This window comes from Bradyrhizobium sp. (assembly GCF_049798375.1).
Lineage (GTDB): Bacteria > Pseudomonadota > Alphaproteobacteria > Rhizobiales > Xanthobacteraceae > Bradyrhizobium.
Map to the genome: position 1 here is coordinate 1 of NZ_JBARGP010000609.1, position 5,972 is coordinate 5,972.

Consider the following 5,972-nt stretch of genomic DNA (forward strand, 5'->3'; position numbering starts at 1 on the left):
GCCCGGATCTGGCCGCGCAACAGGCCGGGACGATCGAGCCCGAGCCGGATCGCGCGCCAGCCCAGCGCCGGGTTCTCCTCGATCACGGTCTCCATGTAAGGCAGCGCCTTGTCGCCGCCGATGTCGAGCGTGCGGAAGGTGACCGGCCTGGCGCCGGCGGCGTCGAGCACGGTGCGATACAGCGCGAGCTGGTCGCTGGAGCGCGGCAGGCTCGGCGAGACCATGAACTGCAATTCGGTGCGGAATAGGCCGATGCCGGCGCTGCCGGTGTCCTCGATATGCGGCAGGTCGATGACCAGGCCGGCATTGATCATCAGCTCGACCTTCTGGCCGTCCTTGCTGACGCAGGGCTTGTCGCGCAGCTCGAGATATTGCGCCTGGCGGCGGGCGCGGAAGCGCACCCGCTCGGCATAGGCGGATTCGATCTCGGAGGACGGACGGACATAGATCGAGCCCGAGGTGCCGTCGACGATGATGGCGTCACCGGGATCGGCGATGCCGGGCGCATTCGGCACCTCGCCGACCGCGGGGATGCCGAGTGCGCGCGCCACGATTGCGACATGCGAGTTGGCGGTGCCTTCCTCCAGCACCAGGCCGCGCAGCCGCTTGCGGTCATAGTCGAGCAGCGCCGCAGGCCCCATTGCGCGTGCGATCAGGATGGCGTTGTCGGGCAGGTTCTCGCGCGAGGGTGCATGGTCCTGGCCGACCAGCTGGCGCAGCAGACGATAGCCGAGATCTTCGAGATCGTGCAGGCGCTCGCGCAAATACGGATCGGTCGAGCGCAGCATGCGCGCGCGAGTGTCGGACTGCACGCGCTCCACCGCGGCCTCGGCGGTGAGACCGGTCGCCACCGCTTCCTGCAGCTTGTGCGACCAGCCCTGGTCATTGGCGAACATGCGGTAGGCTTCCAGCACGTCGCGATGCTCACCGCCGTCGGCAACGTCGCCGCGCTCCAGCAGGCGGTCGAGGTCGGAACGCAGCTTCGCCAGCGCGGCATCGAGCCGCTTGATCTCCTTCGGCAGGTCCTCGGCGATGTAATTGTTCACGACCACGCGCGGCTCGTGCAGCACGACATGGCCGAGTGCGATGCCGTCGGAGAGCACGGAGCCGGTTTTGTGGATCGAGTGCCGGGCCGCAGGCTCCGCGCCAGGCTGGGCCAGCGCCGCGAGCTCGCCGGAGGCGATCATCTCGGCGAGCACCATCGCGGTGGTCTGCAGCGCCTCGACCTCTTCCTCGACATAGGTGCGCTTGGCGCGGTTCTGCACCACCAGCACACCGAGCGTGTTGCCAGCGCGCAGCACCGGCACACCGAGGAAGGAGTGGTAGATTTCTTCGCCGGTTTCCGGACGGTAGGAATATGCCGGATGGCTCTGCGCATCGCTCAGATTGAGCGGCGTTGCCTCGCTAGCGACGAGGCCGACCAGGCCCTCATGCGCGCTCAGCACGGTCCTATGGACGGCGTCGCGGTTCAGACCTTCGGTGGCATACAATTCGAGCGTATTGTCGACGCGCAGCACATAGACCGAGCAGACCTCCGCCACCATGTTGGCCGCGATCAGCACCACGATCTTGTCCAGGCGTTCCTGCGCCGAGACCTGCTCCGCCATGGTTTCGCGAAGCCGTCTGAGCAAGACGCGGGGACCTCCCGACGCGCTTCGCATGTGGCACAATTCCCCTTCCTGGGGCCAGCCCGGCCGGCAGCCGGAGTTCTGGCGCTAAGCTCCGGGCATACAACGGCTTCCTTAATTCCGCCCGTCGCACGCCCCGGATGCCGGTCTAGACCAAGACAACCTGTGCTGGGGCTCACACCGCCACAGCAATCCTTAATCGCCGTATAGCGAATTGAGGCTTGTGTTGCCAAGCAAAAGGCCTGCCAAGGCCGAGAGCGTCAACGGCTTTCGGCGCGGGCCTGAACGGGATGCGCAAACCCGGCTGAATCCGGCCTATCGGCTTGCGCAAAGGCGGAGAAAATTCGCCTAAGCTTGGTCCAATCCGTACAGCGTATGCAGCGTGCGGACCGCAAGTTCGGTATAAGCCGCGTCGATCAGCACCGAAAACTTGATCTCGGACGTGGTGATGGCGCGGATGTTAATGCTGCGCGCGGCCAGCGCCGTGAAGGCCTGGGCCGCCACCCCGGCATGGCTGCGCATGCCGGAGCCGATCACCGAGACCTTGGCGACGTCGGTCGCAGTATCGAGGCGCTGGAACCCGATCTTGGCCTTCGACGCCGTGATCGTCTCGCGGGCGCGATTGTAGTCGGCGGCCGGCACCGTGAAGGTGAGGTCGGTGGTCTTGCCGTCCTCCGAGACGTTCTGCACGATCATGTCGACATTGATGTTGGCATCCGCGAGCGGGCCGAAGATCGATGCGGCGACGCCGGGCTTGTCGGCAATCTGGCGGACCGAAATTTGCGCCTCATCCTTCGAAAAGGCGATGCCGGTGACGACGTGGCTTTCCATGATGTGTTCCTCGCTGCAGATCAGCGTGCCCGGCGGCTGGTTGGCATGGGGATCGATGTCTTCAGGCTTGTCGAATGAGGAGCGGACGAAGATCGGCATGTTGTGAACCATGCCGAGTTCCACCGAGCGCACCTGCAGTACCTTGGCGCCCTGCGAGGCCAGCTCCAGCATGTCCTCGAAGGCGATCTTGTCGAGCCGCTTGGCCTTCGGAACCACCCGCGGATCGGTGGTGTAGACGCCGTCGACGTCGGTATAGATGTCGCAGCGGTCGGCCTTGATGGCAGCCGCGATCGCCACCGCCGAGGTATCGGAGCCGCCGCGGCCGAGTGTGGTGATGCGGTTGGTCTCGGGATTGATGCCCTGGAAGCCGGCGATGACCGCGACCTCCTTGTGCTCCTTGAAGCGCTGGACCAGCTCGGAGCCGTCGATCTCGAGGATGCGTGCCGAGGCATGCGCATCGCTGGTTTTAATCGGTATCTGCCAGCCCTGCCAGGAGCGGGCCTGAATGCCCATGCCCTGCAGCACGATCGCAAGCAGGCCGGAGGTGACCTGCTCGCCCGAGGCCACCACGGCGTCGTATTCGCGCGCATCATGCAGCGGCGAGGCCTCGGTGCACCACGCCACCAGTTCGTTGGTCTTGCCGGACATGGCCGACACCACGACCGCGACTTCGTGGCCCGCATCGACCTCGCGCTTCACATGGCGCGCGACGTTGCGGATACGGTCGATGTTGGCGACGGAGGTGCCGCCGAATTTCATCACGAGGCGACCCATGACGACGCGCTCATTCCCTGAAGGAGGATAAATTGACCGGCGCGCGCGAAACCGGAGGCGCGTCAGCCGAAACGCGCGTATACATAGCGCCGCGTCCGGGGGCAAGCGGGTTCCTGGTGGTCCAGTTCTAGCGTTCGCATCCCGCCTGCGGGGGTGGGGTCAGTTTGAGGCGAGGTATGGGGCGTTACATCGACGAAATCCTGCAACCCGGCGAGAAGGTGCTGTATTCGACCAATGCGCATTGGGTGTTCTATCTGCCGGCGATCCTGGCTTGGCTCGTCGCCGCGGTCCTGCTGGTGTTGTCGCGACTGACCACGACCGACAGTGTCGTGCTGCTGTGCCTTGCAACCGCGGCCGTCGTTGCGCTCGCCGCGTTGTACTGGACGGTACGAGCCTGGTTCCACCGGCTGACCACCGAGACCGACGTCACCAACCGCCGCGTCGTGCACAAGACCGGCTTCATCAAGCGCCGGACCTTCGAGATGGCGCTCGACAAGGTCGAGAGCGTCGATGTCAATCAGAGCATTGCGGGGCGCATGCTGAACTACGGGGACGTCACCATCATGGGCGTCGGCGAGGGCCGAGAGACCATCTCGACCATTGCCGAGCCACTGGCGTTCCGCAACGCCATCACCGCCCGCTAGCGAGAGTCAGACGTGATGACGATGTCCGATGATTCCCGTGCCAGCATGGCCGGCTCGACGGTGGATCCCGCCGAGATCGCCAAATTTTCAAAACTGTCGGAAACCTGGTGGGACCCCAAGGGCAAGATGGCGCCCTTGCACCAGATCAATCCGCTGCGGCTCGCCTATATCCGCGATGCCGCCTGCCGCAAATTCGAACGCAACCCGAAGAGCCTGAACTGCCTGTCGGGCCTGCGCATGCTGGACATCGGCTGCGGCGCGGGCTTGCTGTGCGAGCCGTTCACGCGGCTCGGCGCGCAGGTGATCGGCGTCGATCCCGCGGCGAGCAACATTGCGGCCGCCAGGCTGCATGCCGAAAAGGGCCACCTGTCGATCGACTATCGCTGCACCTCGATCGAGGAGATGGATCCGCGCGAGCGCTTCGACATCGTACTGGCGATGGAAGTCGTCGAGCATGTCGCCGATATCGGCGCCTTCGTGTCGCGCTGCGCCGCCATGCTCAAGCCCGGCGGCATGATGGTGGCCTCGACCCTGAACCGCAACTGGAAGAGCTTCGCGCTCGCTATCGTCGGTGCCGAATATGTGCTGCGCTGGCTGCCGCGCGGCACCCATCAATGGAATAAGTTCGTCACCCCGGACGAACTGACCAAATATCTGCTCGACAACCGCCTCGTCATCACCGAGCAGACCGGCGTGGTCTACAGCCCCTTCGCCGACCGCTGGAGCCTGTCGTCCGACATGGACGTCAACTACATGGTGGTGGCCGAGCAGATGGTTTGATCTGTTTCGCTTTAACCCTCGCTATAACGTCATAAACGATGTCGTCCGGCGAACGCCGGGACCTTCGCGGAGCGAGGGCTGTTCACCCATACAGCAGCGCTTGTACACGCGAGACAGTCTCGATGAAGAAACCCGCAACGGGAGAGCCGTATGCGGGAAAATCGCCCGCACGGTTCGGAGGCAGGGGGGCCTAAAGCCCTCCCTACCCCTATCGGCCGATCGTTGGGTGCGATGACTGCGCCTGTCAGGCGCGCCGGCCTTGGCCTGACGCGCGGTTCGTCGCAGTTATCAGATCAGCGCGCCGGCTTGGCCTGTTGGCGGCGGCGGTCGGACGCGGGCTGATAGGCGAGGCGCGAATGCTGCGCGCAATAAGGCAGCCCGGAGAGCGCCTTGCCGCCGCAGAAGAAGAAATCCGGGCTCGAGGGGTCGCCGACCGGCCAATGGCAGGTGGCCTCGTTCAATTGCAGCAGCGACAGCCGCTGGCTCATCGGTACTACGTTGTCGAACGTGACCGGGTCGGATTCCACCTCGACCTCGAACACATGCGCAAGCGCGGTGTTGCCGCGCGACACCGGACGCGCCACCCGCATCATGTGCTGGGCGGGCCGGGCTGCTGCCTTGCGCTGGCGCGGCGCGGCCGTGGCCGGGCTCTTGGCGCGGCCGGAGAGGCCGAGCCGATGCACCTTGCCGATTACCGCGTTGCGCGTCACGTTTCCGAGTTCCGCGGCGATCTGGCTGGCCGACAGGCCGGCCTCCCAGAGCTTTTTCAGCTGCTCGACGCGATCGTCGGACCAGGTCAATACCGTCATCGCACTTTTCCCTTCGCGTCGCGCCGGCCAATTCTGGGACGGCGCTGCGATGCCAATCTCAAGAAATCTCCTGCCTGCAGAATCCCTTAGCCCTCGCCGGGCGCATGCTGCGCTTCCGGACGTGTACGCGAAACCAACCGAACGCTTTCAGGATCAGTACTGCCGCACGAGATGTCGTACTCGACAGATAAAACGCTACAATATGGCGTGACTCCCGCGCAAGAGTCGGAGACTACAGTCCACACATTCCGTCACGGACAGCGTGTGCAAACAGCCACATTTGGACCCCCGCAATGCTACGGAATCGGCGCGTCGGCTCCGCTCACTGCGTGTTGACAGTTATCGCCGTCCGCATAGAATAGTTCCACGTGCCGCCTTGAAAAGGCGGCACATTTCGTTTTCCAGGGCGGGGTCCCTGATGCACGATGGCGCCCACTTGGCGCGCGTCATGGCCTGCCCCAAGCGCAAGTGATCACCATGTCCGCAACCGCCGCGTCGCACCTCCT

5 protein-coding genes are annotated in these 5,972 nt (G+C 64.7%); 2 read left to right on the forward strand and 3 right to left on the reverse strand.

Annotation, left to right across the window (positions count from 1 at the left end; genetic code table 11):
- The coding region (locus tag WA702_RS24340) for a putative PEP-binding protein (RefSeq protein ID WP_425113103.1) at positions 1-1,661 on the reverse strand (1,661 nt) is incomplete at its 3' end.
- Between the two features lie 315 nt (positions 1,662-1,976).
- On the reverse strand, positions 1,977-3,233 hold the full coding sequence (locus tag WA702_RS24345; RefSeq protein WP_425113104.1) for an aspartate kinase: 1,257 nt from the start codon (positions 3,231-3,233) through the stop codon (positions 1,977-1,979).
- A gap of 176 nt (positions 3,234-3,409) precedes the next feature.
- On the opposite strand from WA702_RS24345, the gene WA702_RS24350 reads away from it, so the two are divergent.
- Complete coding sequence (locus WA702_RS24350; RefSeq protein ID WP_425113105.1) at positions 3,410-3,877, forward strand: PH domain-containing protein; 468 nt, start codon at positions 3,410-3,412, stop codon at positions 3,875-3,877.
- Between the two features lie 21 nt (positions 3,878-3,898).
- Entirely contained in the window at positions 3,899-4,657 is a 759-nt protein-coding gene (gene ubiG / locus WA702_RS24355) for a bifunctional 2-polyprenyl-6-hydroxyphenol methylase/3-demethylubiquinol 3-O-methyltransferase UbiG (RefSeq protein ID WP_425113107.1), read from the forward strand.
- Between the two features lie 293 nt (positions 4,658-4,950).
- Here the strand turns inward: ubiG and WA702_RS24360 are convergent, their stop codons facing one another.
- A complete protein-coding gene (locus WA702_RS24360; protein ID WP_425113106.1) occupies positions 4,951-5,466 on the reverse strand; it encodes a GcrA family cell cycle regulator in 516 nt (171 codons plus the stop codon).
- Positions 5,467-5,972: the final 506 nt, after the last annotated feature.